27 protein-coding genes are annotated in these 25,903 nt (G+C 67.5%); 13 read left to right on the top strand and 14 right to left on the bottom strand.

The window, feature by feature from the left end:
• Positions 1–15: 15 nt before the first annotated feature.
• Positions 16–966, bottom strand: a complete 951-nt coding sequence (locus tag AABM56_RS21575; protein ID WP_133862020.1) for a LysR family transcriptional regulator — start codon at positions 964–966, stop codon at positions 16–18.
• Between the two features lie 256 nt (positions 967–1,222).
• On the opposite strand from AABM56_RS21575, the gene AABM56_RS21570 reads away from it, so the two are divergent.
• Both AABM56_RS21570 and AABM56_RS21565 read left to right on the top strand, forming a co-directional pair.
• Positions 1,223–2,203 carry an aldo/keto reductase gene (locus tag AABM56_RS21570; RefSeq protein WP_133862019.1) on the top strand — a complete coding sequence of 327 codons (981 nt, stop codon included), beginning with the start codon at positions 1,223–1,225 and terminating at the stop codon, positions 2,201–2,203.
• A gap of 69 nt (positions 2,204–2,272) precedes the next feature.
• Positions 2,273–2,425, top strand: a complete 153-nt coding sequence (locus tag AABM56_RS21565; RefSeq protein WP_017639863.1) for a hypothetical protein — start codon at positions 2,273–2,275, stop codon at positions 2,423–2,425.
• Between the two features lie 93 nt (positions 2,426–2,518).
• On the opposite strand, the gene AABM56_RS21560 is transcribed toward AABM56_RS21565, so the two are convergent.
• Genes AABM56_RS21560 through AABM56_RS21550 form a run of 3 tightly spaced genes read right to left on the bottom strand, consistent with a single transcriptional unit; the run spans position 2,519 to position 4,613 of the window.
• Positions 2,519–3,493: a DUF3618 domain-containing protein gene (locus tag AABM56_RS21560; protein WP_347883688.1), complete on the bottom strand. Its 975-nt coding sequence runs from the start codon at positions 3,491–3,493 to the stop codon at positions 2,519–2,521.
• Positions 3,490–3,903: a phage holin family protein gene (locus AABM56_RS21555; protein ID WP_133862017.1), complete on the bottom strand. Its 414-nt coding sequence runs from the start codon at positions 3,901–3,903 to the stop codon at positions 3,490–3,492. The genes AABM56_RS21560 and AABM56_RS21555 overlap by 4 nt, the downstream gene beginning before the upstream one ends.
• Positions 3,900–4,613 (bottom strand): hypothetical protein, encoded by a 714-nt coding sequence (locus AABM56_RS21550; RefSeq protein WP_263259327.1) that lies wholly within the window; start codon positions 4,611–4,613, stop codon positions 3,900–3,902. The genes AABM56_RS21555 and AABM56_RS21550 overlap by 4 nt, the downstream gene beginning before the upstream one ends.
• A 371-nt stretch (positions 4,614–4,984) precedes the next feature.
• Between AABM56_RS21550 and AABM56_RS21545 the strand changes: the two genes are divergently transcribed.
• A complete protein-coding gene (locus AABM56_RS21545; protein WP_017639603.1) occupies positions 4,985–5,515 on the top strand; it encodes a Dps family protein in 531 nt (176 codons plus the stop codon).
• On the opposite strand, the gene AABM56_RS21540 is transcribed toward AABM56_RS21545, so the two are convergent.
• A complete protein-coding gene (locus AABM56_RS21540; protein WP_347883687.1) occupies positions 5,497–6,750 on the bottom strand; it encodes a DNA-binding transcriptional regulator in 1,254 nt (417 codons plus the stop codon). The two genes, AABM56_RS21545 and AABM56_RS21540, sit on opposite strands and share 19 nt — an antisense overlap.
• Positions 6,751–6,934: 184 nt before the next feature.
• Between AABM56_RS21540 and xylA the strand changes: the two genes are divergently transcribed.
• The 4 genes from xylA (at position 6,935) to AABM56_RS21520 (ending at position 12,124) form a co-directional block, all read left to right on the top strand.
• Positions 6,935–8,251 carry a xylose isomerase gene (gene xylA / locus AABM56_RS21535; protein ID WP_347883686.1) on the top strand — a complete coding sequence of 439 codons (1,317 nt, stop codon included), beginning with the start codon at positions 6,935–6,937 and terminating at the stop codon, positions 8,249–8,251.
• Between the two features lie 115 nt (positions 8,252–8,366).
• Positions 8,367–9,368, top strand: coding sequence for a D-xylose ABC transporter substrate-binding protein (xylF, locus tag AABM56_RS21530; RefSeq protein WP_059229005.1), 1,002 nt, complete (start codon positions 8,367–8,369; stop codon positions 9,366–9,368).
• Between the two features lie 63 nt (positions 9,369–9,431).
• Positions 9,432–10,988: a D-xylose ABC transporter ATP-binding protein gene (gene xylG, locus AABM56_RS21525; protein ID WP_133862014.1), complete on the top strand. Its 1,557-nt coding sequence runs from the start codon at positions 9,432–9,434 to the stop codon at positions 10,986–10,988.
• Positions 10,988–12,124, top strand: a complete 1,137-nt coding sequence (locus AABM56_RS21520) for a sugar ABC transporter permease (protein WP_059313241.1) — start codon at positions 10,988–10,990, stop codon at positions 12,122–12,124. Before xylG ends, AABM56_RS21520 begins: the two co-directional genes overlap by 1 nt.
• Before the next feature lie 145 nt (positions 12,125–12,269).
• On the opposite strand, the gene AABM56_RS21515 is transcribed toward AABM56_RS21520, so the two are convergent.
• Positions 12,270–12,554 (bottom strand): hypothetical protein, encoded by a 285-nt coding sequence (locus AABM56_RS21515; protein WP_133862013.1) that lies wholly within the window; start codon positions 12,552–12,554, stop codon positions 12,270–12,272.
• A gap of 301 nt (positions 12,555–12,855) precedes the next feature.
• Between AABM56_RS21515 and AABM56_RS21510 the strand changes: the two genes are divergently transcribed.
• The 3 genes from AABM56_RS21510 (at position 12,856) to AABM56_RS21500 (ending at position 16,628) form a co-directional block, all read left to right on the top strand.
• Positions 12,856–14,175 (top strand): Na+/H+ antiporter family protein, encoded by a 1,320-nt coding sequence (locus AABM56_RS21510; RefSeq protein ID WP_133862060.1) that lies wholly within the window; start codon positions 12,856–12,858, stop codon positions 14,173–14,175.
• A 70-nt stretch (positions 14,176–14,245) separates the two neighbouring features.
• Positions 14,246–15,187, top strand: coding sequence for a GNAT family N-acetyltransferase (locus AABM56_RS21505; RefSeq protein WP_133862012.1), 942 nt, complete (start codon positions 14,246–14,248; stop codon positions 15,185–15,187).
• A gap of 127 nt (positions 15,188–15,314) precedes the next feature.
• A complete protein-coding gene (locus AABM56_RS21500; protein ID WP_133862011.1) occupies positions 15,315–16,628 on the top strand; it encodes a PAS domain-containing methyl-accepting chemotaxis protein in 1,314 nt (437 codons plus the stop codon).
• 12 nt (positions 16,629–16,640) lie between these two features.
• Here AABM56_RS21500 and AABM56_RS21495 read toward each other — a convergent pair whose 3' ends face one another.
• The 5 genes from AABM56_RS21495 to AABM56_RS21475 all read right to left on the bottom strand — a co-directional run bounded on the left by AABM56_RS21495 (position 16,641) and on the right by AABM56_RS21475 (position 19,746).
• A complete protein-coding gene (locus AABM56_RS21495) occupies positions 16,641–16,865 on the bottom strand; it encodes a DUF2934 domain-containing protein (RefSeq protein ID WP_007159825.1) in 225 nt (74 codons plus the stop codon).
• 174 nt (positions 16,866–17,039) lie between these two features.
• Positions 17,040–17,867, bottom strand: a complete 828-nt coding sequence (locus tag AABM56_RS21490; protein ID WP_133862010.1) for an AraC family transcriptional regulator — start codon at positions 17,865–17,867, stop codon at positions 17,040–17,042.
• A gap of 36 nt (positions 17,868–17,903) precedes the next feature.
• Positions 17,904–18,215, bottom strand: coding sequence for an AzlD domain-containing protein (locus tag AABM56_RS21485; RefSeq protein WP_133862009.1), 312 nt, complete (start codon positions 18,213–18,215; stop codon positions 17,904–17,906).
• On the bottom strand, positions 18,212–18,904 hold the full coding sequence (locus AABM56_RS21480) for an AzlC family ABC transporter permease (protein ID WP_133862008.1): 693 nt from the start codon (positions 18,902–18,904) through the stop codon (positions 18,212–18,214). Before AABM56_RS21480 ends, AABM56_RS21485 begins: the two co-directional genes overlap by 4 nt.
• 83 nt (positions 18,905–18,987) lie before the next feature.
• Positions 18,988–19,746, bottom strand: coding sequence for a ParA family protein (locus AABM56_RS21475; RefSeq protein WP_133862059.1), 759 nt, complete (start codon positions 19,744–19,746; stop codon positions 18,988–18,990).
• A 231-nt stretch (positions 19,747–19,977) separates the two neighbouring features.
• On the opposite strand from AABM56_RS21475, the gene AABM56_RS21470 reads away from it, so the two are divergent.
• Complete coding sequence (locus tag AABM56_RS21470) at positions 19,978–20,772, top strand: OBAP family protein (RefSeq protein ID WP_133862007.1); 795 nt, start codon at positions 19,978–19,980, stop codon at positions 20,770–20,772.
• Positions 20,773–20,781: 9 nt separating this feature from the next.
• On the opposite strand, the gene AABM56_RS21465 is transcribed toward AABM56_RS21470, so the two are convergent.
• The gene (locus AABM56_RS21465) at positions 20,782–21,843 is read right to left on the bottom strand and encodes a serine endopeptidase (RefSeq protein ID WP_347883685.1); all 1,062 of its coding nucleotides are present in this window, start codon (positions 21,841–21,843) and stop codon (positions 20,782–20,784) included.
• A gap of 54 nt (positions 21,844–21,897) precedes the next feature.
• Entirely contained in the window at positions 21,898–22,743 is an 846-nt protein-coding gene (locus AABM56_RS21460; RefSeq protein WP_133862006.1) for an EamA family transporter, read from the bottom strand.
• A gap of 127 nt (positions 22,744–22,870) precedes the next feature.
• Between AABM56_RS21460 and AABM56_RS21455 the strand changes: the two genes are divergently transcribed.
• A complete protein-coding gene (locus AABM56_RS21455; RefSeq protein ID WP_263259329.1) occupies positions 22,871–23,548 on the top strand; it encodes a YoaK family protein in 678 nt (225 codons plus the stop codon).
• Positions 23,545–25,176, top strand: a complete 1,632-nt coding sequence (locus tag AABM56_RS21450; RefSeq protein ID WP_263259330.1) for a hybrid sensor histidine kinase/response regulator — start codon at positions 23,545–23,547, stop codon at positions 25,174–25,176. The genes AABM56_RS21455 and AABM56_RS21450 overlap by 4 nt, the downstream gene beginning before the upstream one ends.
• Here the strand turns inward: AABM56_RS21450 and AABM56_RS21445 are convergent.
• Positions 25,169–25,810, bottom strand: coding sequence for a response regulator transcription factor (locus AABM56_RS21445; protein ID WP_263259331.1), 642 nt, complete (start codon positions 25,808–25,810; stop codon positions 25,169–25,171). The two genes, AABM56_RS21450 and AABM56_RS21445, sit on opposite strands and share 8 nt — an antisense overlap.
• Between the last annotated feature and the right edge of the window lie 93 nt (positions 25,811–25,903).

The raw sequence follows: 25,903 nt of genomic DNA, 5'->3' as shown, positions 1-25,903 counted from the left end.
GCGATCATGGCGTGGTCAGGGGACCCCCGGGCGTGGCGGTTGGTTCGCGCCCTCAGAGTGGCGCCCGGTCCAGGTCTGGCGCAGGGCCTCGATCAACTGGCGCAGGCCGGGTGGCGGCTGGCGCCGACTCGGGTAGTAGATGCACAGCGGCGCGCCGGGCGAGGCCCAGTCGAGCAGCACCTGCTCCAGGCGACCGTCGCGCAATTCGTCGGCCACCCGCCACTCCAGGCAATAGGCCAGGGCCAGGCCGTCGAGGGCGACCTGGATCGAGGTCTCGGTCTCGTTGACCGTGAGCGGGCCGGGCACGTCGATCGTCCGCGTAGTGGCGCCGCTGCCCAGCTCCCAGCGATAGAGGGCGCCGTTGCCCAGCCGCAGGCGCACGCAGCGATGCTCGGCAAGCTCCTCCGGCTGCTGCGGTCGGCCGTGACGGTCGAGGTAGGCGGGGGCGCCCACCACGATCCAGCGCAACTCGTCGGTGAGCGGCAGGGCCACCATGTCCTGGGGCACGGTGTCGCCATAGCGGATGCCGGCGTCGAGGCCGTCGGCGACGATGTCCACCGGGCGATCCTCGACACTGATGTCCAATTGCAACTGCGGATAGGCCGCCAGCAGCCGGGGCAGGGTCGGGGTCACCAGCAGCCGCGCCGCATCGCGCGGCACGCTCAGGCGCAGGCGCCCGACCGGGGCGTCGCGGTGCTGGTCCAGCTCGCCCAGGGCCTCGCCGATGAGGGCGAAACCCTGTTCGAGCTTTTCCGCCAGCGCCGCGCCGGCCAGGGTCGGCACCACCGAGCGGCTGGTGCGATTGAGCAGCTTGACCCCCAGCCGGGTCTCCAGCTGGCGCAGGGCATGGCTCAGCGCCGAGGTGGTGACGCCCAGTTCGATGGCGGCCTGGCGGAAGCTGCGCCGCCGGACCAGGGCGACGAAGACATTGAGATCGGCCAGTTCGCCGCGATTCAGGGTAGGCATGCACAATCCTCGCGCGATAAGAGCCTGTTCAAAGTCTGCTGCGCGTCGGCCAAACAACGTTGAAAATGCCTTCGGAATGCTCATTTACCATTCGTAAACTCCGCTTCCTCAGGCATTTTCGCCTTGTTTGTCTCTAGCTCGCGAGCCTTTGAACAGGCTCTAAGGGTCAAGCGTTCGTTGAGCCCTATTCAACGCCTTTTGAATTAGCCTCACAAGGCTGATCCTTCCGACTTGGCGTTCCCGCCTGGAGCTTTCCATGACTGAAACCCTACGCATCCCGGGTATCGATACCCCCGTTTCCCGCATTGCCCTCGGCACCTGGGCCATCGGTGGCTGGATGTGGGGCGGTACCGACGAAGCCCGCTCCATCGAGACCATCCGTGGCGCCGTGCAGGGCGGCATCAACCTGATCGACACCGCGCCGGTGTACGGCTTTGGCCGTTCCGAGGAAATCGTCGGCAAGGCCCTGGAGGGCATCCGTGACCAGGCGGTGATCGCCACCAAGGTGGCCCTGGAGTGGCCCAACGAAGAGGTGCGCCGCAATGCCAGCGCGGCCCGCATTCGCCAGGAGGTGGAAGACTCCCTGCGGCGTCTGCGTACCGATCGCATCGACCTCTATCAGGTGCACTGGCCCGATCCCCAGGTACCCCACGAGGAAACCGCGCGCGAACTGGAGCGCCTGCGGCAGGCGGGCAAGATCCTCGCCATCGGCGTGAGCAATTATTCGCCCGAGCAACTGGAGGCCTTCCGCCAGTTCGCCAACCCCTCCACGGTGCAGCCGCCCTACAACCTCTTCGAACGCGCCATCGAGGCCGACGTGCTGCCCTACGCCCAGCGCCATGGCCTGGTGGTGCTGGCCTATGGCGCGCTGTGCCGCGGCCTGCTGTCCGGGCGCATGAATGCGCAGACGCAATTCGATGGCGACGACCTGCGCCAGGGCGATCCCAAGTTCCAGGCCCCGCGCTTCGCCCAGTATCTGGCCGCGGTGGAGGCCCTGACCGCCTTTGCTCGCGAGCGCCATGGCAAGTCTATGCTGGCCCTGGCGGTGCGCTGGATCCTCGACCAGGGGCCGACCATCGCCCTCTGGGGCGCGCGCAAGCCAGAGCAACTGCAGGGCCTTGACGAAGCCTTCGGTTGGCAGCTATCCGCCGAGGACCTGACCGCCATCGACGCCATCCTCGCCGAGCACGTCAAGGACCCGGTAGGTCCGGAGTTCATGGCGCCCCCTTTACGCTGATCTGCCGGGAGCGGGGCACCCTGGCCCCGCCCCGTTGCCCAATGTACTCAGCCACAAGAGGTGAGCATCATGGCCAAGCGCGACGATCTCGACCACAAGCCGGAAAACGCCGGCAAGGTCGGCGAGACCCACAAGGAACTCAATCAGGGCGGTGAAGAACAGCGCCCGCAGAACGACAAGCGCCCCGAGCAGCCCAAGGAAAATCCCGATCCGGGTTACTGACAGGGCACAAAAAGTAAAGGCGCCTGGGTGCAGACCCGGGCGCCTTTGCTGTCTATGGCCGGGGTCATCGGATGACCCCGGCAGTCTTGCCGGTCAGAAGCTGCGTGGTGGGGTGGCCATGCCACTCTCGTCACCTACCGCTCCAGGGGTGATGCCTGTGGCCGCGGTACGACCGACATTCATGCCCGCGGTCGCCTGGGTGGACCCCAGGGTACTGCCAGTGCCTGCGGCGGGTGAGCCGGCCATCGACTCGACCCCCGCATCGGGATCGTTACCCAGGTTGCTGGACGAAACCCCTGCACCGCCTTGCTGGCGCCTGTCAGGACTGGCCTGGCGCGCTTCCTTCGCCACGTCCTGTCCCGCCGCCTTGATCTGCTCGTAGCCACTGCTGGCTGCCTGCTTAGCCTTGGTGGTGAGCTTGTCGCTATGCTTGCCCAGGGCGCGATCCTCGGTCTCGGTACGCGGCAGCGAGGTCCCCAGCAGGGCGCCAAGGGCGATGCCCAGCGCACCGACCACTAGTGGCTGTTCGCGTAGCAGGGTCTCGAAGGTACCCTTGAGCTGTTGCGCCTGGTCGGCCAGGGCGTCCTTGGCGTGAGCCGCGCTATCGCTCAGCCGCTCCCCGGTCTCGGACGCCTTGACCGATACGCTCTCGCCCAGTCCGGTGACCTTGTCGCGCACGTCGTGACTGCCACGGTTCAGGGAATCACGGGTATGGCCTGCGCTGTCGGCGACCGAGTCCAGCGCACCGGACAACCTGTCCTTGAGCGGGGTGCCCGTGGTGGCCGGCGCCGGCGTGCGATTCTGCCCCAGCGCCAGCCACAGCAGACCCACAGAGGTCAGTACGGCCGGCACCGGATTGGCCTTGAGTGTGTTGTCCAGGTTATGGGCGAATTCACCGCCATGGCCCTTGGTGTAGGACAGCGCCTGGTCGAACAGCTGGCCTGGGGACAGACGGCTTTCCAACGCGCCCACCAGGTCCTCGATGTGCCCGCGCTTCTGGTCGATTTCGCGTTCGAGTTCCTCGGGATTCTTTCTTGATTCCTGATCGATCTGATCGGTGATGCTCATTGTGCGGCCCTCCGTACGGCGTCCTTGTCCTTCTGCAGGCTGTTGACGGTGCGATCAGGCGTGAAGTGGGACGGCTCGAACTGCTTCTTGCCCGACTGCAGCATGATGAAACCGATCACCATGACCACGGCGCCCACCAGCAGCGCGGCGGCCCAAGGAGTGAGGTACTGGGAGAGGAAATAGACGATGCCCATGAGCAGCACGATGAAGCCGGCCAGCAGCACGATGGCGCCGGCCGCGACCCCGGCCACACCGGCCTTGGTGGTGCGCAGCGACTCGCCCAGTTCGGCCTTGGCCAGCGCCAGTTCCTTGGTGAACAGCGCCGGTACCTCGTGGACCAGCTGCTTGACCAGGCCGACGACCGAAGTATCGCCCTCGGTGGAACGCGGAGTGGGATTCTCATTGATCATGGCTGCTTGTCTCCGCTCAGGGTGGGACGGTCCAGATGGCTGGACGAGATGCCGGTGTTCAGGCTGCTGTCGGTACGCGCCGGGTTGATCGCCGCACCGCCGATGGGGTCACCGCTGCCGGTGGTGGTCGGCGTGTGGATGCCAGGACCCTTGGGAATGTTGTTGGTGTGGATGACGTCGGCTCCGGCCGCCGGCTCCACCAGTTCGTTTTCCGCAGCGACCGAGGGAGTGGTTAGCGAGGGCATCTCGTTCGAGCCGCTGACACGCGGGCTGCTACCGGTGTCTGGCTGGCTGGAGGCCTTGAGAAAGCGCGACAGGCCAAAGCCGATGGCGATGCTGCCGGTAAGGAACAGCGCCGGGTTGTCGCGGGCCAGGGTGCCGGCCTGGTGCAACAGCTGCTCGGCGCTCTTGCCGCGCAGATCCTCGGCCAGACCGGTCAGGCTCTGCGCCATGTCGCTGACATAGTGCGCCAGGCCCAGGGTGTCCTTGTCTTCCAGTTCGTCAGCGGCCGCCTGAGCACTCTGGGCAATGGCGCCGAGCTGGTCGGCCGCGGTATCGCGGTAGTGTTCATAGTGCGCGGCGCCTTCTTGCTTGGCGTCCTGCACCGTGTCCCGAGCGACATCTTTCAGGTCGTGCAGATGGGCTTCGGCCGAAGAGCCTTCCGTGGCCTGGGAACGGGATCCGTTCGGCGTATCGAGGGGATTCGTCATACTTGGGTACCTGTTGCAGAACCTTGTAGTGGCCGGCAGAGAACTCTCGGCGACCGTTTGTGTGCCTTACCTTTAAGGTGACCGGGCGGAAAGACATGCAGTTCGCGCCAAGTAGTCGTTTAATGGCACAACGGACAAACGGCTTTACCTACAACCCTAGTTACAAGCGTAGCGGCAAGACCAGGCATGGCCTCTAGGGCGGACAATGAAACGAAGTCGCAATAGTGGCGACCATTCGTCTTGCCCATCATGGCGATACAGGAATTCGATGAACGATTTTTCCTTTGCCGGGGTCGATTTCCACAGACGTTAATGTTCGCGCCACTACAGCGAACCTCTTTTTTCTTTCACGTCCTGACAGGAGATCTCTCATGGCCGTTGCCAATGCCAAGCAAGAACTCAAGACCGTTTCCAGCGTCAAGCAGAAGGCCCATCAGGGCGAAGACGCCACCCTGCAGAACCAGCAGGCTGTAGGTGAAGCCCTGGCCGTGCTGCTGTCCGATGTCTTCGCGCTGTACATCAAGACAAAGAACTACCACTGGCACATGAAGGGCTCGCATTTCCGCGACTACCATCTGCTGCTGGAAGAGCAGGCTACCCAGCTGTACGGCATCACCGACCTGATCGCCGAGCGCGCCCGCAAGATCGGCCAGCCCACCGTGCGCTCCCTGGAGCAGATGGTGCAACTCAAGCGCTTGGCCAGCAGCGATGCCACCGACCTGTCGGCGGACCAGATGCTGACCGAGCTGCACGACGACAACCAGTCGCTGGCCGCCTACATGCGCACCACCCATACCCTGACCGACGACGCCAATGACGTGTCCACCACCAGCCTGCTGGAAGAGTGGATCGACCAAGCCGAAGAGCGCGCCTGGTTCCTGGGTCAGACCGTCGGCAAATAAGCCGCGGGAGCTGTCAAAAAGCCCGTCTCCGGACGGGCTTTTTCATGGGCGCTCGCCAGGGCGCGGGGTTGGTGCTGGTACTGGCGCGGGGTGCAGCCGAACTCGCGGCGGAATACCGCGTGCAGGTACTGCGCCGAGGTGAAGCCACAGCGCCGGGCGACTTCCGCCAGGCTCGGGCCTTCTTCCTGCAGCGCCACGGCTGCGGCGGCCAGCTTGAAGCCGAGAATCTCGTCATGGACGCTGCGCCCCAGTTCGCGGCGAAAGGACGCCTCCAGGGCCGAGCGAGAGATGCCGACATAGCTGGCCACCTGGTCGGTCTTGATGCCCTGGCAGGCGTACTGGCGGATGAAGTGCAGGGCGCGCATCACCTGGGGATGCCGCACCGGCTGGTGGCGACTGGAGGCCTGGACGTTGATGCCCTCCGGCGGGATCAGCACCCGTGGCGCCCCCAGTTCGACGCCGTGCAGGCGCTGGTGCAGCAGTCGCGCCGCCTCCCGGCCGATGGCCTCGGTCCCCTGGATCACCGAGGTCAGGGGGACGCGGGTCAGGGTGCGCGCCAGCGGATCGTTGTCGATGCCTACCAGCGCCACCTGTTCCGGCACCGGGATGCCGGCCGTGAAACAGGCCTGCAGGAGTTGCCGCGCCCGGGCGTCGGTGACGGCGAGAATGCCCACTGGCTTGGGCAGGGCTTCCAACCAGGCGATCAGCTGTTCCACCGCCGTATCCCACAGCGGCGCGCTGGTCTCCAGGCCGCGATAGATCTCCACCGGCAGGCCGTCGCGGCGGAGCAGGGCGGCAAAGGCCGCCTCGCGCTCGCCGGCCCAGCGATTGGTGTCGGCGGCGGGCAGGCTGAAGCAGGCGAAGCGGGTCAGCCCGGATTCGATCAGGTGGTCATAGGCCAGGCGCACCAGGGCGGCGTTGTCGGTGGCCACGTAGGGAATGCCGGGCGGGTAGTCGGTCGGGGCCGCGTAGGAGCCGCCGACGGCCACCACCGGCAGCGCGCTGTGGGCCAGGGCGGCGCTCACCGCCGGGTCGTCGAAGTCGGCGATGATGCCGTCGCCCTGCCAGCGTTCGATGCCCTTGAGCCGGCAGAGGAAGTCCTCTTCGAGGAACAGTTCCCAGCGCGCCCGGGTGCCGCTCAGGTAGTTGCCGATGCCGGTGAGGATGCCTCTGTCGTAGATCTTGCTGCCGTTGAACAGCAGGGCGACGCGGTGGACGGGCGGCTGGCTGGGCATGGCGGGGTTCCGGCAGGAGGCGCGGGCGGGGCTCCAGACTACGACCGGCGAGCCCACCTCTCAAGCGGCAAAATCGCACTTGGCTCTGGTGATTTTCACAATAGGCAGCCCGGGTGGCGGCGCTACCATCGACGCAAACCGGTACGCCGTATCGGGTGCGACAGATAAGAACAAGGACAACGCCATGGCTTATTTCCCCAATGTCGAGAAAGTCCGCTACGCCGGACCCGACAGCGATTCCCCGCTTGCCTTCCGCCACTACGAAGCCGACCGCCTGGTCATGGGCAAGCCCATGCGCGAGCACCTGCGCATGGCGGTCTGCTACTGGCACACCTTTGTCTGGCCGGGTAGCGATGTCTTTGGTCAGGGCACCTTCCAGCGGCCCTGGCAGGCAGCGGGTTCGCCCCTGGAGCAGGCCCGCGCCAAGGCCACCGCCGCCTTCGAATTCTTCAGCAAGCTGGGCGTGGACTACTACTGCTTCCACGACACCGACGTCGCCCCCGAAGGCGCCAATTTCACCGAGTACCACGAGAACTTCGCGCGCCTGGTGGACGATCTGGAGCGCCACCAGAGCGAGTCCGGCCTCAAGCTGCTGTGGGGCACCGCCAACTGCTTCAGCCACCCGCGCTATGCCGCCGGCGCCGCCAGCAACCCCGATCCGGAAGTCTTCGCCTGCGCCGCCACCCAGGTCTGCACGGCGATGAACGCCACCCACCGCCTGGGCGGCGAGAACTATGTGCTGTGGGGTGGCCGCGAAGGCTACGAGACCCTGCTCAACACCGACCTTAAGCGCGAGCGCGAGCAACTCGGCCGCTTCATGCGCATGGTGGTGGAGCACAAGCACCGCATCGGCTTCCAGGGCGATCTGCTGATCGAGCCCAAGCCCCAGGAGCCCACCAAGCACCAGTACGACTATGACGTGGCTACCGTCTTCGGCTTCCTGCAGCAGTTCGGGCTGGAGAAGGAGATCAAGGTCAACATCGAGGCCAACCACGCGACCCTCGCCGGGCACAGCTTCCAGCACGAGATCGCCAGCGCCGTGGCCCTCGGCGTGTTCGGCAGCATCGACGCCAACCGCGGCGATCCGCAGAACGGCTGGGACACCGACCAGTTCCCCAACAGCGTCGAGGAAATGACCCTGGCGATCTACGAGATCCTCAAGGGCGGCGGCTTCACCCGCGGCGGCTTCAACTTCGACGCCAAGGTGCGGCGCCAGAGCCTGGACGACGTCGACCTGTTCCACGGCCACGTGGCGGCCATGGACACCCTGGCGCTGTCGCTGGAGCGCGCCGCGGCGCTCCTGCAGGACGATCCCCTGGGCAAGTTCAAGGCCGAGCGTTATGCCGGCTGGGACCAGACCCTCGGTCAGCGCATCCTCGGTGGCCAGCTGAGCCTGGAGCAACTGGCCGAGCACACCTTCAGCCAGGGTCTGGCGCCCCAGCCGGTGAGCGGTCGCCAGGAGCTGCTCGAAGGCGTGGTCAACCGTTACCTGTACCGCTAGCGATCGCGAGCGGGTCGGCAGAAAAGCCTGTCTGACCCGCTTGTGCAAGTGCGCTGAATCGTTACACTCAAATCCGTTCTCTCGCTCCACAACAACAATAACCAAGGACGCCACCATGAATTTCAAGACGACCCTGCTCGCCGGTCTGCTCGCCCTGTGCACCACCGGTTTCGCCCAGGCCGACGCCCAGCATCCCAAGATCGGTTTCTCCATCGACGACCTGCGCCTGGAGCGCTGGGCCCGTGACCGCGACTATTTCGTCGCCGCCGCCGAGCAACTCGGCGCCAAGGTCTATGTGCAATCCGCCGACGCCAACGAGCAGCGCCAGCTGTCGCAGATCGAGAACCTGATCTCCCGCGGCGTGGATGCCATCGTCATCGTGCCGTTCAACGCCACGGTGCTGAACAACGTGGTGGCCGAGGCCAAGAAGGCCGGGGTCAAGGTGATCTCCTATGATCGTCTGATCCTCAACGCCGACATCGACGCCTATATCTCCTTCGATAACGAGAAGGTCGGCGAGATGCAGGCCGGTGGCGTGCTCAAGGCCCAGCCCAAGGGCAACTTCTTCCTGCTCGGCGGCGCGCCCACCGACAACAACGCCAAGATCCTCCGCCAGGGCCAGATGAAGGTCCTGCAGCCGGCCATCGACAAGGGCGACGTCAAGATCGTCGGCCAGCAGTGGGTCAAGGAGTGGAACCCGACCGAGGCCCTGGCCATCGTCGAGAACGCCCTGACCGCCAACGACAACAAGATCGACGGCATCGTCGCCTCCAACGACGCCACCGCCGGCGGCGCCATCCAGGCCCTGGCCGCGCAGAAGCTGGCCGGCAAGGTCGCCGTGTCCGGTCAGGACGCCGACCTCGCCGCCATCAAGCGGGTGATCGCCGGGACCCAGACCATGACCGTCTACAAGCCGCTCAAGCTGATCGCCTCCGAGGCGGCCAAGCTGTCGGTGCAACTGGTGCGCAACGAGAAGCCGGCCTTCAACTCCAGCTACGACAACGGCACCAAGAAGGTCGACACCCTGCTGCTCACCCCCACTGAGCTGACCAAGGCCAACGTCGACCTGCTGGTCAAGGACGGCTTCTACACCCAGGCCCAGATCGACGGCAAATAACCACTGGCCACCGGCTGGCCGTCTGACGCCTGGCGTCGGGCGGCCCCTGGGCAAGGAGCGGCCATGGCCGACTATCTGCTGGAAATGCACGGCATCGCCAAGAGTTTTGGCGGGGTGCGGGCGCTGGACGGCATCGATCTCAAGGTGCGTCCGGGCGAATGCGTAGGGCTGTGCGGCGAGAACGGCGCCGGTAAGTCCACCCTGATGAAGGTCCTGTCGGCGGTCTATCCCCACGGCACCTGGGAAGGCGAGATCCGCTGGGACGGGCGTCCGCTGGAAGCCCAGTCCATCGCCGAATCCGAGGCGGCCGGCATCGTCATCATCCACCAGGAACTGACCCTGGTACCCGATCTGTCCGTGGCCGAGAACATCTTCATGGGCCACGAGCCGCGTCGCTTCGGCGGGCGGCTGGACTACCCGACCATGCTGCAGCGCTCGGCCGAGCTGATGCGCCGGCTCAAGGTGCCGGACATGAACGTGGCCCTGCCGGTGTCCCAGTACGGCGGCGGTCTGCAGCAACTGGTGGAGATCGCCAAGGCGCTGAACAAGAACGCCCGGCTGTTGATCCTCGACGAGCCGACCTCGGCGCTCACCACCTCCGAGATCGCCGTGCTGCTGGACATCATCCGCGACCTCAAGGCCCAGGGCGTGGCCTGCGTCTACATCTCGCACAAGCTCGACGAGGTGGCGGCCATCTGCGACACCATCACGGTGATCCGCGACGGCAAGCACATCGCCACCACGCCCATGGCCGAGATGGACATCGACCGCATCATCACCCAGATGGTCGGCCGCGCCATGACCAACCTCTATCCACAGATCCCCCACCAGATCGGCGAGGTGATCTTCGAGGCGCGTCACTTCACCTGCCTGGACGTCGACAATCCCCAGCGCAAGCGCGTCGACGACGTCTCCTTCGCCGTGCGCGCCGGCGAGATCCTCGGCATCGCCGGGCTGGTGGGCGCCGGGCGCACCGAACTGGTCTCGGCCATCTTCGGTGCCTACGACGGCCGTTACGAAGGCGAGGTCTGGCTCAATGGCCAGCGCATCGACACCCGCACCCCGCTGAAATCCATCCGCGCCGGCCTCTGCCTGGTACCGGAGGATCGCAAGCGCCAGGGCATCATTCCCGACCTGGGCGTGGGCTCGAACATCACCCTCACGGTGCTGGACAGATTCGCCCACCTGAGTCGCATCGACAGCGAGGCGGAACTGTCCTGCATCGACACCGAGATCGCCCGGCTACAGCTAAAGACCAGCAGCCCCTTCCTGCCCATCACCGGCCTCTCCGGCGGCAACCAGCAGAAGGCGGTGCTCGCCAAGATGCTGCTGGCGCGGCCCAAGGTGCTGATCCTCGACGAGCCCACCCGCGGCGTCGACGTCGGCGCCAAGTTCGAGATCTACCGGCTGATCGGCCTGCTCGCGGCGGAGGGCGTGGCCATCGTCATGGTCTCCTCGGAGCTGGCCGAGGTGCTCGGCGTCTCCGACCGGGTACTGGTGCTCGGCGAAGGCCGGCTGCGCGGCGATTTCCCCAATGAGAATCTGACCCAGGAGCGGGTACTGGCCGCGGCCCTGGGCACCACCGAACGGGCGGTCGCCCAAGCCCGGGAGCACTTCTGATGCACGCCGTGAAACAGCTGTTCACCCGTTACAAGATGCTCGCCCTGCTGATCGCCGTGGCCCTGATCTGGCTGTTCTTCAGCTGGCAGACCGAAGGCGGCTTCGTCACCCCGCGCAACCTCTCCAACCTGCTGCGGCAGATGTCCATCACCGGCATCCTCGCCTGCGGCATGGTGCTGGTAATCATCGCCGGCGAGATCGACCTGTCGGTGGGCTCGCAACTCGGCCTGCTCGGCGGGGTGGCGGCGATACTCGACGTCACCTACCACGTGCCCCTGCCGATCACCCTGCTGGCGGTGGCCGCCGGCGGTCTGCTGATCGGCCTGATCAACGGCTACCTGAGCGCCTATCGGGGGATACCGTCGTTCATCGTCGGCCTCGGCGGCATGCTGGCCTTTCGCGGGGTGCTGCTCGGTCTCACCGGCGGCGTCACCGTCGCCCCGGTGTCGCCGGAACTGGTCTACCTCGGCCAGGGCTATCTGCCGCCGGTGGTGGGCAGCGTCCTGGGCGTGCTGCTGTTCGCGGTGGCCGTGGTGCTGACCTGGCGCCAGCGCAGCAAGCGCAAGACCCTCGGCCTCGCTCTGGCGCCGCTGTGGCGCGACGTGCTGCGGGTGGTGGTGATCGGCGTGGTGCTGGTGGCCTTCATCCAGACCCTCAACCGCTACGACGGCATCCCGGTGCCGGTGCTGATCCTGCTGGTACTGCTCGGGGTGTTCAGCTACATCACCAGCCAGACGGTATTCGGCCGGCGCATCTATGCGGTGGGCAGCAACCTGGAAGCCACGCGGCTGTCGGGCATCAACGTCCAGGCGATCAAGCTCGGCATCTTCGGCCTGATGGGCGTGATGTGCGCCCTGGCCGGTCTGGTCAACACCGCCCGCCTGGCCGCCGGCTCGCCCTCGGCCGGCACCATGGGCGAACTGGACGCCATCGCCGCCTGCTTCATCGGCGGCACCTCCATGCGCGGCGGCTCGGGCACCGTCTACGGCGCCCTGCTCGGCGCCCTGGTGATCGCCAGTCTGGACAATGGTATGTCCATGCTCGACGTGGACAGCTACTGGCAGATGATCGTCAAGGGCAGCATCCTGGTCCTGGCGGTCTGGGTCGACGTCAGCACCCGCACCAGCCGGCGCTGAGCGGCATGGCCAGGGGTGGATGAGGCTGCGCCGTCATCCACTCTGCAGCAGAGCTTCCTCTCACGCCGTAGCCCCCCCTCTCCCTCAGGGAGTGGGCTGGGGTGAGGGCGACTCAGCCAACGCTCAATCCCCCGGCCAACTCCTCTCAGCTCTCGAACCGCTGCACCCGCGGACCACGCTGGCGCAGGTCGGCGAGGCTTGCCGGGCTCAGGGTGCCGAGCGCCCGGTCGAGATCGCGCTGCAGATCCTTGATCACCGTGGCCAGGGTGGCCGTGCATTCCAGGCTGCACAGGGGAATCGCCTTGGTGACCGTGACCGCGCGGGCCGTGTCGGTGACGGTGAACAGCAGGGTGCGATCGGCGCGCCGCGGGACGGCCAGGCAGGAGTGCGGACTGAAGGCGGTGATCAACATGTCGATGGCGTCTTGCATGGGCCGTTCATCCTTGGCGTGACCGGGGAAGCGTCCGCGTCAGACGCCCCCAGGCGCTGAAAGGTTCATTCCAGAGCGCTGGCGTGGGTAGGAAGCTTTCCTGCGCGCGGGATCGCTCGGCGGCGGAACGCCTGCCGGCTGTTCCTCGGCCGCGACCGACAGTCCCCACCGGGAGGGTTCCATGCGCAGCCCGGCCCGGCTGCTGTGGACACGCGGGACGCCGCGCCATCCATCCCGCGCCTTTGACGCCCGCGCCGGGCTGCGGCAGAGTGCGCGCCCTTTTGGTGGTGCGGAGTCGGCGATGAATGCGGTGGTGGTGGCGGTAGGACTCATGCTGATGCTGAGTCTGGCCCGGGTGCATGTGGTGGTGGCGATGATCGCCGGAGCGGTGGCCGGTGGCCTGGTCGGCGGCCTGGGTCTGGAAGGCACCCTGCTGGCCTTCAACGCCGGCCTGGGCAATGGCGCCAAGGTGGCGCTCTCCTATGCGCTGCTGGGCGCCTTCGCCGTGGCCATCAGCCAGTCGGGGCTAGCGCACATGCTGGCCGATCGCGCCCTGGCGCTGATGGAGCGGCAGGCCAGCCAGGGCGGACGTTCGCTGCGCTGGGCGCTGCTCGGTCTGCTGCTGGCGGTATCCATCGCCTCGCAGAACATCCTGCCCATCCACATCGCCTTCATCCCGCTGCTGGTGCCGCCGCTGCTCTATGTGCTGACGCGCCTGGAGCTGGATCGCCGGCGGCTGTCCTGCGTCATGACCTTCGGCCTGATCGCCCCCTACATGTTCCTGCCGGTGGGCTTCGGCAGCCTCTATCTGCACGACATCCTGCTGGCCAGCGTGGCCCGCGCCGGCGTCGACGTCAGCGGCGTGGACCCCAGTCGCGCCATGCTGCTGCCGGCCCTGGGCATGGTGGTCGGCCTGCTGCTGGCGGTCTTCGTCAGCTATCGCCGGCCGCGACAGTACGACCTCAACCTGGTGGCGCGCACCGAGCGGGCCGACCGCCCCTACAACGGCCGCACCCTGCTGGTGGCGCTGGTCGCCGTGATCGCCGCCTTTGGCGTGCAGCTCTGGCTGGACTCCATGATCCTCGGTGCCCTGGTCGGCTTCGTGGTCTTCACCGCCACCGGCGTGGTGCGCTGGCGCGAGGCGGACGACCTGTTCAGCGAGGGCGCGAAGATGATGGCGGTGATCGGCTTCATCATGCTCACCGCCGGCGGCTTCGCCGAGGTGCTGACCGCCACCGGCCAGATCAAGGACCTGGCCGCCACCGCCGCCGGCCTGATCGGTGACAACCGCGCCCTGGGCGCGCTGCTGCTCCTGCTGCTGGGCATGCTGGTGACCCTGGGCATCGGCTCGTCCTTTTCCAGCGTGCCCATCCTCGCCGCCATCCTGGGGCCGCTGTGCCTGCACCTGGGCTTTTCGCCGCTGGCCATCGTCTGCCTGATCGGCACCGCCGGCGCCCTGGGCGACTCGGGTTCGCCAGCCTCGGATTCCACCCTGGGCCCCACCTCGGGTCTCAATGTGGACGGCCAGCACAGCCATATCTGGGACACCGTGGTGCCGTCCTTCCTGCACTTCAGCCTGCCGATGCTGCTGTTCGGCTGGGCGGCGGTGATGCTGCTGTAACCGGCGATTGCCGGCCGGGCGCAAAGCCCCGGCCGGGCGGGTCCAAGGCCTACAGCCCAGGAGCCGCCCCATGTCCAGCCCCACCTTCAGTGTCGAACCCCTCACCGCCGCCGACCTGCCGGCCACCACCGAGGTGGTGCGCCTGGCGTTCGCCACCTGGATGGGCGCTGCCGAACCGGGCGAATTCTGGAACGACCGCGACTATGTGCGAAGCCGCTTCGCCGCGCCCCACACCGCCTGGTTCAAGGCCCTCGACGGCGAGCGCCTGGTCGGCGCCGTCTGCGTCACCCGCTGGGGGCGCCACGGCATCCTCGGCCCGCTGGCGGTGCACCCGGAGTACTGGGACGCCAAGGTGGCCAAGGCGCTGATGGGCGCCGCGGTCGAGCAGCTCGACGCCTGGCAGCTGGTGCATGCCGGACTTTTCACCTTTCCCGACAGTCCGCGTCACTTGGGGCTCTACCAGGGCTTCGGCTTCTGGCCGCGTACCCTGACCGCGGTGATGGCGCGTCCGCTGCAAACACAGGCGGCGCCGCCGGCGCTGCGCTTTTCCCTGTCGGCCGAGCCCGGCCGGCTGCTGGCGGCCTGCGCCGAACTGGGCCGGGCCAATGCGCCAGGGCTGGACGTCTCCGCCGAGATGGCCGCGGTACGTGAACAGCAGCTCGGCGAGAGTCTGCTGCTGCAGGACGCGCAGGGCCGGGCGGAGGGCTTCGCCGTCTGCCATTTCGGGCCCCACAGCGAGGCGGGCACCGGGGTCTGCTATGTGAAGTGCGCGGCGGTCCTGCCCGGTACGGGGGCCGAGGCGCGCTTCGCCCGGCTGATCGCCGCCTGCGATGGCCTGGCCCGGGACCATGGCCAGCAGCGCCTGCTGGCCGGCGTCAACACCGCCCGCCTGGGGGCCTACCGCTGGCTGCTGGCGGAAGGGTTTCGCAGCGAGATCCTGGGCATCACCCTGCACCGGGGCGAAGCCCATTACGATCATCCCGAGGTCTGGCTGCTGGACGACTGGCGCTAACCGACCGGCAGAGCGGCGACAGGGAAAAAGGCTCTGGAACGGGCTAAAGAGCGAAGCGGTGAGGCCGATACAGGGGCTCGGATCGCGCGCAGCCCTTGCCGCGGCTGCTCCCTCTGAGGATTCGATCATGGCCTTGCTCAAGCACTACTCGATCATGCGCGCGCTGGATGTCCTGGCCGCAGCAACGGAGACCGTCACCCCCCTGGCCGAGAGCGGCAGCTTCCAGGGCGATCCTGCCCTGGCACGCCTGACCAAGGGGCTGCAGGCGCTGCTGGTACAGCAGCGGGAATTGCAGCAGCAGGTGCAGACGCTGAGTCAGGACAATGCCGCCCTGACGGCGCGCATGGCCGAAAGCGAGACGCTGGCCAAGCGCCTGGGGACCCGCTTCGAGCTGGTCAGCCAGGGTTCCAGCGAAGGCCTCTGGGACATGGAGGTGGTGGCCGGCGATCCGGTCAATCCGCGCAACGCCTTCTGGTGGTCGGATCAGTTCCGCGCCATGCTCGGCTTTCGCGATGAACGCGATTTTCCCAGCGAACTCGGCAGCTGGGCCAAGCGCCTGCATCCGGAAGACAGCGCCTGGGTGCTGGACGCCTTCGCCGCCCACATGAAGGATCGCAGCGGTCAGACCCCCTTCGATGTCCAGTATCGCATCGCCCTGAAGTCCGGCGAATACCGCTGGATGCGCGCCACTGGTGCCACCCTGCGCGACGAGCGCGGCGTACCGCTGCGGGTGGCTGGCTCCCTGCGCGACATCCATGACCAGCGCCTGCGCGATCAGGAACTGGACGTCACCCTGACCCGTTTCGAGTTGGCGCGGGAGATGCTCAACGACGGCCTCTGGGACATGGAGGTGATCGCCGGCGATCCGCTCAATCCCAGGAATCCCTTCTGGTGGTCGCCGCAATTTCGCCACCTGCTCGGTTACGAGACCGTCCAGGAGTTTCCCGATGTGCTGGACAGCTGGGCCTCGCGCCTCTACCCGGACGATCGCGAGCGGGTACTGGAGGCCTTCGGTGCGCACATCAATGACCGCAGCGGCCGCACCGGCTTCGACATCACCTATCGCCTAGTGCTGAAGAACAACGAGGTGCGCTGGTTCCGCGCCCGTGGTCAGACCCGGCGCACCGCCGATGGCACGCCGTTGCGGGTGGTGGGCGCGCTGGCCGATGTCCATGCCCTGCACGAGCAGGAATCCTTGCGCGGCAACCAGGAAGACCAGCACCGCACCATGGAAGAGAACCTGCAGAAGGTGACCGAGATCGTCGGCTCCATCCAGGGCATCGCTGCCCAGACCAACCTGCTGGCGCTCAATGCCGCCATCGAGGCTGCCCGCGCCGGTGAAGCCGGCCGTGGCTTCGCCGTGGTGGCGGACGAGGTACGCAAGCTGGCCACGCGCACCTCGGAGGCCACCCAGCGGGCGGCCGACATGATCCGCAAGTAAGGGCGCCTGGCTTCAGGCGTCGCCCGCGGTCGCCTTCTTGCGCGACCGGCTGCGCGGCTTGGGTGCCGGCGGGGCGACGCTGCTCTGGATGCCGCCGACCTGGGTCAGGTTGTCGTCGGGCTGGTCTTCCAGTTCGCGGTTGGCCTGAAACCAGTGCTCGAAATCCTGGCCATGGGGACGACCTTCGCGTTCCCAGATTTCATAGGCGCGCTGGCGGATGCGTTCTTCCAGTGTCATACCGGTAACTCCAAAGGGGCAGGGAAGAGCGGCCGGCAGCTCCGGCGCTCTTCCTGACTAGGCCCGAGACGACCGCGAAAAGTTTCTCCGGCGCTCCGGTCAGCCAGGCCTCGTTACCGCTTGCAGGGCTCTGGCACGGCGCTTCAGCGGCCAGGACCGTTCGTCGGTGTCCGGCTAGCCGTGCCAGGCGCGGCGATAGGCGCCCGGTGCCACCCCGTAGGCCTGCTTGAACTGGCGAGTGAGATGACTCTGGTCGGCGAAGCCCAGTTGCAGGGCCACGTCCAGGGGCGCCCAGCCGGCCCGCAGCAGGCCCTGGGCGCGGGTCAGGCGCTGCTGCTTGAGCCAGGCGTGGGGCGGCAGGCCCGTCGCCCGGCGGAACACCCGCAGGAAATGAAAGGGCGACAGCCCCACGGCCTGGGCCAGCTCTTCGAGGCTGGGCGGTTGCTGCAACCGCTGGCCGAGCAATTCGCGGGCGCGCTGAACCGCCAGGGGTTCTCGACCCGGCTGCGGGATAGTGCCCAGGCAGGCGTGGCGGCCGAACAGCAACAGCAGCGCCTCACGCCAGGCGGTTTGCTGCTCCAGCGCCTCGGCGCCATGGTCGGCCAACCGATGCAGCTGGCTGAAGGCCGCACTCACCTGGGGATCGTGCAGCACGCTGGTGGCGAAGGCCGGGGTGGCGTCCAGCGGGCATCCCAGTTCGGCGAAGACCGGCATCAGCTGCGCCAGCGTCGGATAGAAGCCGCGGTACTGCCAGCCTTCCTCGACCGCTGTCGCACCGGTGTGCAATTCGTCCGGGTTGATCAGCACCATGCTGCCGGCCGCGGCCAGGTGCTCGGCGCCGCGGTGGCTAAAGCGCTGGGCGCCGCGCTCGATCACGGTGAGCACATAGCCTTCGTGCACATGGGGGGCGAAGCGCTGGCGGCGATAGCGGGCGTGCAGCAGCTCGACGCCGCCCAGCCCGCGGGCCGACCAGAGGCGGGCGTTTTCCTGTTGTCCGTTCATGGCTCTCTCGTGGCACCGATCGGTTCCATCCTGGCGCTAGAGGAGCCAGCGTAGCAGGTAGAACACGCCCATGCTGAGGATCACCGTGGTCAGCACCCGCCGCGTCCAGAGCATCAGCCCCACCGCGGTCAGGGCCGCCAGCAGGTAAGGGTCGACCAGGGTCGCGGCCAGCGTCCTTTCGCCGGAGAACAGGATGGGGCCGCAGATGGCGGTGAGCATCCCGGGCACGGCGAATTCCAGGAAGGTGCGCAGATTGCGTCCCAGGCGCAGCGGCAGGCGCGGTTCGAGAAAGAGATAGCGATTGCAGAAGACCAGGACGGCCATGCCGAGCACGGTGGCAAGGATCATTGCAGGCGCTCCCGCAGGCGGCGCACCCCGAAGCCCGCGCTCATCCCCGCCAGGCCGCCCAGCACCAGGGCGCCCTGCCATTGCAGGTGATGCAGCCACACCGACACCAGCAGCGCAATGAGCACGCAGGCCACGGTGGCCAGGTCGCGTACCAGGGGCACCACCAGGGCGATGAAGGTGGCGGCGATGGAAAAGTCCAGGCCCAGGGCGCCCAGATTGGGCAGCACCCGCCCCAGCAGCAGCCCGGCCAGGGTGAAGAGATTCCACAGCAGATAGAAACTCAGGCCCATGCCCAGGGCGCGCCAGCGGTCGAAGCCGGCCGGTTGTTCGGTATGGTTCAGGGCGAAGAATTCGTCGGTGAGCAGAAAGCCGAAGCCCAGCCGCCAGGGCAGCGGCTGGGGCGCCAGGACACGTCTCATGTGCAGGCCATAGAGCAGGTGCTGGGAGGTCAGCAGCAGGGTGGTCAGCAGGATGGCGGCGAGGCCCGCGCCGGCCTTGAGCATGCCCAGGGCCACCAGTTGCGCCGCCCCGGCGAACACCAGCAGGGAAAAGGCCTGGCCTTCCAGCACGCTGAGTCCGGTCTCGATGGCCAGGGCGCCGACCAGGATGCCCCAGGGCGCGCAGGCCAGCGACAGCGGCATGATCTGCCAGGCGCCCTGGAGGAAGGCGCGGCGGCGGGAAGCGGTCATCGGCAGGGCTCCGGAAGGCAGGGGATGCCCAGGGTGCCGCACCGCGTCGCCGCCGTCTTGAACGTTCTTGCGCTGTGGCGCCCTCAGCCTTCCAGCAGGGCGAACAGCTCCAGGTACTGCCGGGTCAGCTTGTGGCCTGGGTCCAGGTGGATCAGCGGACGATGCTGCTGGTGGGATTCGCGCATCTTCACCGACGACATCAGCGGCGCCGCCAGCACCGGCAGATCACGCGCCTGGAGTTCCTCGATCAGCTGGCGCGGGGTGCTGGCCTGGGCGTGGTACTGGTTGATGATGATGCCCTCGACCGTGAGCTTCTCGTTGTAGTCCTCGCGGATCTCCTCCAGCTCTTCGATCAGGTCGTACAGCGCCTGCTGGGCGAAGACATCGCAGTCGAAGGGGATCAGGCAGCGGTCGGCGGCGATCAGCGCCGAGATGCTGTAGAAGTTCAGCGCCGGCGGGGTATCCAGGTAGATGCGGTCATAGTCTTCGCCAAGCTTGTCGAGGTACTTGGCGAGCTTCTGGATCTTGTACTTGGCTTCGAGCTTGAACTGCAGCTCGCTCAGCTCGCCCGAGGCGGCGATCAGATCCAGATTCGGCCAGGCGGTGGCATGGATGTTGGCCTGGGCCTTCTTGCCGCCGCTCAGGGTCTGCTTGAAGAAGTCGGCGATGCCGTGGGGCAGGTCGTCGCCCACCTGGCCGGTGAGGTACTGGCTGGAGTTGGCCTGGGGATCGAGATCCACCAGCAGGGTGCGATAGCCCTCGTGGGCGCTGATGGCCGCTAGGTTGCAGGCGATGCTGGACTTGCCGACACCGCCCTTCTTGTTGAAGACCACGCGGCGCAGGGCATGACCAGAGGGAGAGCTGTGTGCGTTCATTGAGTCGTCCCGACAGAGAGAAGAGGCCAGAGGTGCAAAGGTGTGGCGGTGGCGTTTCGCTTATACCGAAAGGCCAGGCGCAGACGATGACGAATTTATGGCCGTTGCATGACATTCATATGACGAGCCTAGCGCAGCGGTGGAACCTTGGCGTCTGCCCGACCTTCGAACTCGGCAAGCTCCCGTCGAGAATCCGCCATGAATACCCGCCGACTACCCGCCTTGCTGCTGCTCGCCTGCGCCCCTCTGACCCAGGCCGCCAACGACACCCAGTCGCCGGTCCCGGTGCCGGGTGCCCCCGCCCAGACCGATACCCGAGTGCTCGACGCCGGCGCCGACGTGCTGCAGCGCAAGCCGCCCATCGCCGCCCTCAACACCTACCTGGACGGCTTCCATTTCTACAACGGTCACCCCGCTAGCCAGATGGAAGCTCACCACTATTGCAGCGTCCTGGGCGAAGAGATGTTCCAGTGCGTGATCTACGACGGCAACGTCGCCGATGCCAAGCTGATGGGCGTCGAGTACATCATCAGCGAGCGGCTGTTCAAGACCCTGCCCGCGGCCGAGAAGGCGCTCTGGCACAGCCATGTGCACGAGGTGAAATCGGGTCAGCTGGTCGCGCCCGGCGTGCCCCAGGTAGCCGAGCACCGGCTGATGGACAAGCTGGTGCATACCTACGGCAAGACCTGGCACACCTGGCATACCGATCAGGACCTGCAGCTGCCGCTGGGCGTGCCCCAGCTGATGATGGGCTTCACCGCCGATGGCCAGCTCGATCCCAAGCTGCTCGCCGAGCGCGACCGCCGCCTGGGCGTCTCGTCCACCGAGACCAAGGCCGCTCGCGCCGACCTGCCCACGCCCACGGTCGTCCCCGGCGCCGATGCCTGGCAGCAGGGCAGGGTCATCCAGCTGCAGGACCCCACCGACCAGCTGCACAAGCACGCCGGCGAGCACACCGAGAAGGGCATCAACGCCAGTTCGAACAAGCCCTGAGGCCCGCCATCAGGGCGCGCCCGCCAGACGCTCGGGCCCACGCGCTGCCGTCCCACAGGCGTGGCAGAAATGCGCGAAGGCGCTCTTGCGGGTCTGGCAGGCGCCGCAGTGGTCGTGCAGGCCGATGCCGCAATGGGGGCAGAAGTCGATCCCCGGGTCCTTGAGGTCCACCGGCCGCTCGCAACCCGGGCAGACGCCCTTGGCCAGCCGCGCCAGGGCGGTGTCGTAGTGCAGCTCTTCGCGCCTCACGGTGTCCGGCTGGGCTTCCTTGAGCGCCAGACGGGCACGATAGTCCTGCAGGGCACGGATGGCATAGCGTCCGCCCAGGACGGTCAGGAGGATGCCCACCAGATAGCGCACATAGCCGCCATAGCTGGGTAGATAGGGCACCAGCTCGACGAAGAAGGCGAACAGCGCGAAGAAGATGAAGCCCCAGACGAAGGGCCACCAGGTGCTCTTGCGTTGCCGGACGAACAGCCAGGCCGCCACCGCCAGCAGGGGCAGGGTCAGCGCCAGGCGATAGAGAAAGACCCGCAGCTCGGCCTGCTGGCGCGCTTCCAGCCAGGCCGACTGCGCCGACTCACCGAGGGTGGCCAGGCTGCGCTGCGCATTGTCGGCGCGCTGCTCGGCATCCAGCAGCGCCTGCTGCTGGCGTTCCACCTCCTGCTCCGCCACCCGCTCGCCGGCCTTGAGTTCGTCCAGGGCGCGGCTGCGGGCGATCAGTTCGGCATCCTGCTCGGGGCGCTGGGTGGTCTGGCGGGTCGCCAGCCAGTTGTCGAAGGTCTCGCGATTGGCCTGGTAGCTGCTCGCGGCCGCGGTCTGCCGCAATTGCGCCTGTTCCAGGGCGTCGCTGGCCTGACGGCTGGCCAACTGGGCCTGGCGCTGGTCTTCCCGGGCCGCGGCGGTGGCGGCGGGGTCCATGAAGTCTTCCAGACGCTGCTGCTGCTCCACCTGGGGCAGATCGCCGACCAGGGTGCCGCCCAGGCCGATGAGAAAACCGGCGAACACCAGCGCCAGCAGCCAGAGGCCGCGGTTGAACCATTTTTCCGAGAGTCGCAGCGATTTGCCCATGGGTCCGTCCTGGTCGAAAGAAGGCTCAGCTTAGCCGCTCCCGCGGCGCTCCGTTCAGGCCAGCTTGATCGCCACCACCCCGGCGACGATGGCCAGGCCGGCGCAGATGCGGCCCAGCGGCAGGCTTTCATGCAGCCAGAAGACCCCGATCAGCAGGGCGAACAGCACGCTGGTCTCGCGCAGTGCCGAGACCAGGCCGATGGGGGCCTGGGTGGTGGCGACGATCACCAGGCTGTAGGCCAGCATCGACATGACCCCGCCCGCCAGCCCGGCGCGCCAGTGCGGACCGAGCCCGGCGAAGGCCGTGGCGCCGCGGCTCAGCCGCAGGACCAGCGCCGCCACCACCCCGTTGACCGCGAACAGCCAGAGGGCATAGGCCACGGCATTGCCGCTGGCGCGGGCGCCGAGGGCATCGGCCAGGGTGTAGGCGGCGATGAAGCTGCCGGTGGTGAAGGCGCAGACCAGCAGCGCCAGGCTGGGTGGCGTGCCGCGCCGAGCGCCGAGTAGCGCCATCAGGGCGAGCCCGGTCACCAGCAGGCCGAGGCCGAGCAGGGCGGGTGGCGAGAGCCTTTCGCCGAGAGCGAGAAAGGCCACCAGGCTGACCAGCAACGGCGCGCTGCCGCGGGAGAGGGGATAGACCTGGCCGAGATCGCCATAGCGATAGGCGCGGGCGAGAAAGGCGTTGTAGCCGATGTGCAGCAGGGCGGAGAGGGCGATCCAGGGCCAGGCCGCGGCGGGCGGCAGGACGACGAAGGGCAGCGCCAGCAGCGCGGCAAGGCCGGCGCCGATCTGGATCAGACTGGCGGTGAGAAAGCGGTCGAGGCCGATCTTGAGCAGGGCGTTCCAGCCGGCGTGCAACAGGGCGGCGAGCAATACCAGGGCGAACAGGGGCGTGGTCACGAGGCCTCCGGCCAGGCGGGTCCATCAGTCTAGCCTAGGGCGCCTTCCAGGAGGCCGCCCATGGCGCCGGAACCCTGGACGTTCCACACTGGCAGCCGTGTTTCGCTACCGCGCCAGGATGGCTGCCATGAATCCCTCTGCTTCTCTTCCGCCCGTGACACCACGGCATGGCGCGGTCGGCCTGGCGCTGGTCGCCGGTCTGTCGCTGCTGGCCGGCATGACCGATGCCATCGGCTTTCTCGCCACCGGCGACTTCGTCTCCTTCATGAGCGGCAATACCACCCGTCTTGCTGCCGATGTGGCGGCAGGCCGCTGGGCTGCCGCGGGGCATCTGGCGCTGGCCATCGGCACCTTCGTGCTGGGCAATGCCGGCGGTGTGCTGCTGCAGCGGCTGACCCGCCAGCGCGCCTGCCTGCTGCTCGGCCTGCTGGCCCTGCTGCTGGCGCTGGCGGCCAGCCTGCCCCTGGGCCACCTGGCGCTGCTGACCGGGGTATTCGCCATGGGCATGGTCAATGCGGTGGTGGAGCAGGTCTATGGCCTGCCCATCGGCCTCACCTATGTCACCGGCGCCCTGTCGCGTTTCGGACGCGGCCTGGGTCACTGGCTGCTGGGCGAACGCCGCCGCGGCTGGCGCATCCAGCTGGTGCCCTGGCTGGGCATGCTGCTCGGCGGGGTGCTGGGCGCTGCGCTGGAGGCGGGACTGGGCCTGGCGGCCTGGTACGCCAGCGCGGCCCTGGCCGCCATCCTGGCGGTGATCTTTCGCCTGATCCCGCGAGCCTGGCAACTGGGTTATCTGGCCTCATGAACGCAGCGACCCAGACCCTGGGCGTCCGCCCCCGCGATCCCGAACTCGGCCAGGCCAAGGTCCGTTTGGCCTTCATCCTGCCGGCCTCGGCCTACATCACCGGCGCCTGGGCCTGGGGGCTGTTCGATACCGCCATCCTGCTGGCCAACCTGCTGTGCTACGCCCTGTTCGCCGTGCTGGCCGTCGGCCTGTTCTTCGAGATCCGCCGGCGGCCGGGAGTGAAGCCCTGGCGGCGCCTGCTGGCCATGAGCCTGGACTTCAGCGCCATCACCTTTTCCTCCATCACCAGCGGCGAGGCCCTGCTGCCACTGTTCGGCGTGCTGCTCTGGGTCACGGTGGGCAACGGCCTGCGCTATGGGCGCGGCTACCTGCTGCTGGCCACCGGGCTGTCGCTGACCGCCCTGACCGCCATCATCGCCGGGATGCCCTTCCTGCAGCGCTATCCCACGGTGGCCCTGATGATGCTGGTGACCGCGTTGCTGGTGCCCGGCTACGTGTATTTTCTGCTGACCCGCATCCAGGATTCGCTGCACGAGACCCAGGCGGCCAACCTGGCCAAGGCGCGCTTCCTGGCCCAGGCCAGCCACGACCTGCGCCAGCCGATCCACTCCATCGGCCTGTTCACCGCCTGCCTGCGCAATGGCCAGCTGAGCGCCGATCAGGAGCGGCTGGTCGACAACATCGACCGCTCGCTGCTCGGCGTCGAGCAGCTGTTCCGTTCGCTGCTGGACATCTACACCCTCGATCAGAAGCAGGTCAGTCCGCGGCGCACGGTGGTCGATCTGGATACCCTGTTCGGCGACCTGGTGCGGCAGAACGCCGAGGCGGCGCGCTGGGCCGGGGTGGAGATCCGCTGGCGCGCCTGTGACCTGCAGGTCTACAGCGACCCGGCGCTGCTGCTCACCTCGCTGCAGAATCTGCTGTCCAACGCCCTCAAGTACGCCCCGGGCAAGCCCCTGCTGCTGGCGGTGCGCCGCCACCAGGGCCGGCTCGCCCTGGTGGTCTACGACCAGGGGCCGGGTATCGCCGCCGAGCACCTGCCGCACCTGTGCGAGGAATTCTATCGGGTGCGCGAGACGCGCGATCGCGACATCGAGGGGGTCGGCCTGGGGTTGTCCATCGTGCAACGCATCGCCACCCTGCTCGAGTTGCGGCTAATCATACGTTCGCACCCTGGCCGCGGTACCGCGGTCGCGCTCCAGGGTCTGCCGCTGGCCACCCTGCCGCTGGAGGCGCGCCCACGGCCGGTGAGCGGCCCCCAGCACCTGCTCGCCGGCTGGCGGATCCTGCTCATCGAAGACGACGCCAATGTGCTGCTGGCCACCGCGACCCTGTTGCGCAGCTGGGGCTGCGAGGTCACCACTGCCACCAGCATCCCCTCCGGCGCCGTGAGTTGCGACCTGGTGATCACCGATTTCGATCTGGATCGCAGCGCCTCGGGTGCCGACTGCATCGCCTATCTCAATCGGCTGCAGGGTCGGCGCATCCCGGCCATCGTGGTGACCGGTCATGACATTCCCCAGGTCCAGCAGGCGCTGGGCGACGCCGAGATCCCGGTGCTGGCCAAGCCGGTGCGACCGGCGGAATTGCGCGCCCTGCTGCTGGCCTTTCGCGTCGCGGCTAGCTGAGTGAGCGCTGGGAGCCAAGGCCGGCCTTGGCGCCGAAGGCGGCCGCCGCTGCGCGGCTGCTGACGCCCAGGGTACGCAGCAGAGCGGAGACATGGATGCGCACGGTAAAGGGCGAGATGGCCAGGATCCGGGCGATCTCCTTGTTGCTCAGGCCCTGGGTGATCAGGCCGAGCACCTCCAGTTGCCGCGGCGTCAGCCCCTGCACCCGGTTATCAGGCGTCAGGTTGACCGGGGCCAGGCTCGGCATGGCATAGCGCACCACAGGTTGTCCGGCGAGGCAGTCGGCGATCGCCTCGGCCATGGCCGCCGGCGGTAGCGCCTTGCCGATGAAGCCGTCCACACCGGCTGCCAGGATATGTTCGATCACCGTGGCGTCTTCCAGCATCGAGACCACGATCAGGGTGCTGCGCTTGAATTCCTGGCGCAGGGCGCGCAGCGAAAAGCTCAGGTCCTGGCCAGGATAGAGCAGGTCCAGCAGCAGCCCGCTGGGCGGCTCACCCTGGCGCGCCAGTTCCAGGACCTGATGCAGGCTGTCGGCCTGATCCACCTGCGCCTGTGGCTGCAGCTGGCGCAGAATGCGCACCAGGCCTTCACGAAACAGCGGATGGTCGTCGGCGACGATGAAACGTTGCATCTCTGGCTATCCTGGGGCCCGGAACACCGGTCGCAACGCCGGGGTGGCCCAAAGCCTTTAGTCTAGCGCAGCGGTCAGAAGTGGACCACTTGG

This window comes from Pseudomonas aestiva (assembly GCF_039908605.1).
In the GTDB taxonomy this organism is placed as follows: domain Bacteria; phylum Pseudomonadota; class Gammaproteobacteria; order Pseudomonadales; family Pseudomonadaceae; genus Chryseomonas; species Chryseomonas aestiva.
Note: the sequence above shows the minus strand (reverse complement) of the source record. Positions and strands in the feature narration are given on the sequence as shown.